The sequence below is a fragment of the Roseovarius sp. CH_XMU1461 genome (genome assembly GCF_037027165.1).
Taxonomy (GTDB): Bacteria; Pseudomonadota; Alphaproteobacteria; order Rhodobacterales; family Rhodobacteraceae; genus Roseovarius; species Roseovarius nubinhibens.
Genome location: NZ_JAYMDV010000021.1, coordinates 1 through 616, shown reverse-complemented (window position 1 = coordinate 616; position 616 = coordinate 1). Strand labels below are relative to the sequence as shown.

The window sequence follows — 616 nt, the reverse complement described above, 5'->3', positions numbered from 1 at the left end:
GATGACAGAACAAGCGCCCGGCCTCTTGGGAAGTTGCATCATCGTCCCCGACGAAGGGCTATTTCTCCACAATCAGCGGCTGGGTTTGATTGAACCGAGGGAAAAGACCAATTGGAACCCTGAGTATTTCGCGGAGGCTTTCAATCTAAGATCATTGCGCGATGGACTTAGCGCGAGCTGTTCCGGCGCTACCGTTCGGCACACTTCACCCAAAAGGATTTTGTCGGAGGTGATACCCTATTGCGATGACCAGTCAGAGCTTCAAAGGGCCGCTGACGAGTTGGCAGAGGTGAATAAAAAAGTAAGAGAACTGATCGCTGGAAAAACAGAACCGCTGAAAAATCTCGACAACCTCCGCCAATCGCTTCTGCAAAGAGCCTTCTCCGGCGGCCTATAGTAGCGAAGTCTCTATATGTGTATGAGGAATTCCAAAATGACGAGAGAAGAGAAAATTGCGAGCAGAGCGGCACTCCTTGCCCAGCTAGAGCAGATCGTCGGATCGCATTGCTACAACGGCAAGATTCAAAACTGGGGGCCGAACGGCGTTCAGTATCGGGATGGCCGTGAATTTCGCTATCCACTGACCATGCGGGCCGCTGACGGCGAGGACATCAAA

At 52.1% G+C, this 616-nt stretch carries 2 protein-coding genes; both read left to right on the top strand.

Annotation, left to right across the window (positions count from 1 at the left end; translation table 11 throughout):
• Window positions 1–397 (top strand): hypothetical protein (locus WA237_RS18650; protein ID WP_336099490.1); only part of this gene is annotated, 397 nt, incomplete at its 5' end.
• A 36-nt stretch (window positions 398–433) separates the two neighbouring features.
• On the top strand, window positions 434–616 hold a 183-nt coding region (locus tag WA237_RS18645; RefSeq protein WP_336099488.1), incomplete at its 3' end, for a hypothetical protein.